Origin of the sequence: Sphingobium wenxiniae (assembly GCF_007830065.1) — a bacterium.
Lineage (GTDB): Bacteria > Pseudomonadota > Alphaproteobacteria > Sphingomonadales > Sphingomonadaceae > Sphingobium > Sphingobium wenxiniae.
Genome location: NZ_VLKK01000078.1, coordinates 1 through 1,284 on the forward strand (window position 1 = coordinate 1; position 1,284 = coordinate 1,284).

At 59.6% G+C, this 1,284-nt stretch carries 3 protein-coding genes and 1 pseudogene; all 4 read right to left on the reverse strand.

Annotated elements, in window-relative coordinates:
• A pseudogene (locus IQ35_RS21695) lies at positions 1-96 on the reverse strand (histidine phosphatase family protein); the annotation flags it as partial.
• 96 nt (positions 97-192) lie between these two features.
• Positions 193-489, reverse strand: coding sequence for a type II toxin-antitoxin system RelE/ParE family toxin (locus tag IQ35_RS20940; RefSeq protein WP_066564857.1), 297 nt, complete (start codon positions 487-489; stop codon positions 193-195).
• The gene (locus tag IQ35_RS20945) at positions 489-767 is read right to left on the reverse strand and encodes a type II toxin-antitoxin system ParD family antitoxin (protein ID WP_082749270.1); all 279 of its coding nucleotides are present in this window, start codon (positions 765-767) and stop codon (positions 489-491) included. Before IQ35_RS20945 ends, IQ35_RS20940 begins: the two co-directional genes overlap by 1 nt.
• 175 nt (positions 768-942) lie before the next feature.
• Complete coding sequence (locus IQ35_RS20955; protein ID WP_082749269.1) at positions 943-1,113, reverse strand: transcriptional regulator; 171 nt, start codon at positions 1,111-1,113, stop codon at positions 943-945.
• Positions 1,114-1,284 lie beyond the last annotated feature (171 nt).

Below are 1,284 nucleotides of genomic sequence, written 5' to 3' on the forward strand. Positions count from 1 at the left end.
CGGTTGCAGATAGGTGAACTCCTCTATCGGCCACGTCTTCACCGGCGCGTCGGGAAAGCGGGCGATGGTCGGTGCGGCGGTTTGCCGGGTGCGGGCAGTCGTCCCGTCCAGCACAGACGCAGCGAGGCAGGCCCGCTTTCCCGACGCGCCGGTAATGGTGTGGAGTTTTTGGGTCCGATCATCGCTTAAGCCTCAATTCAGCCGCAAGGCGCGGTCGTGATCCTGGCCGGGGCCGATGATGCGATGCACGAAGACGCGATCGGACTGCACCGAATAGAGGATGCCATAACCGTTGTAGGACCGGCGACGGATGCCATGCCGTTCATAGCGTGGGATCAGCGGAAAGGCATGGGGCATCGTCCCGATCCGGGCCGCCGCATCGCGCAATTCTTCGATGAACGTCACAGCTCGCGCCGGATTGTTGGGCGCGATCCATTCCTTGATTCCTTGCAAATCGCGACGGGCTTGCGTCGATAGCCGCACCTGCATCAGTGCTGCTTGCGATCGGCGGTCGCCTCAATATCGGCAATGATTTCGGCGCAAACGTCATGGAGATCATGACCGCCTCCGGCTTCCATCTCTTTCAGGCTTGCCTCAATGGAGGCGTCGAGGTCTTTCAACCAGCGTTCCTCGTCCACGACAACGCTCTGATCGCGCCGGATCAGATCGCGCACATAGTCGCTGACGCTGGCATATTGGCCGCTGTCGATACGCTGCTGCACGTAATCGCGCAGAGGATCGGGCAGGGATACATTCATGGTCGCCATCGGTGTAACTCCAATGCCATTACGGCAAAATTGTCATAGCGGGCCTGTCAGGCAGGCAGATCGTCCGCATGGAGGTCTGCCATCAGCGCCTCAACGTTGTCGAACCTGACGCCCTTTCCTGCCGCTATTTCCGCCATCGCCTCGCGGGACGCGGCGTTTCGGTGCCTTGGGCAGCTCATTGCCTATTAGTGACATAGGCGCGGGGCAGCTCGTTTGCCGTTCTCCAGCTCTCTAGCCATTTATCGACTTCCTCCATCGTCGCGTGCAGGCCGGTCGCCTGATATTCTTCCCATGCGCGCACGGCATCCCGTTTGAACGCCTCGCGCCTTTCCTGCATGGTCGCCATCGCACTATCTTCAAACCCATATGGCAAATATTGCCAACATGTTCAAGGCGACTCTGATAGCCTCTCCCTTTCCCGTAGATTCAGGGGTTTCATTGACGCAGCCGGATCGAGACTATGGCGGCTATCGTCTTTCAGTTGCGCTTGAGAGAGGCAGGAACGGCCGGCCAGTGG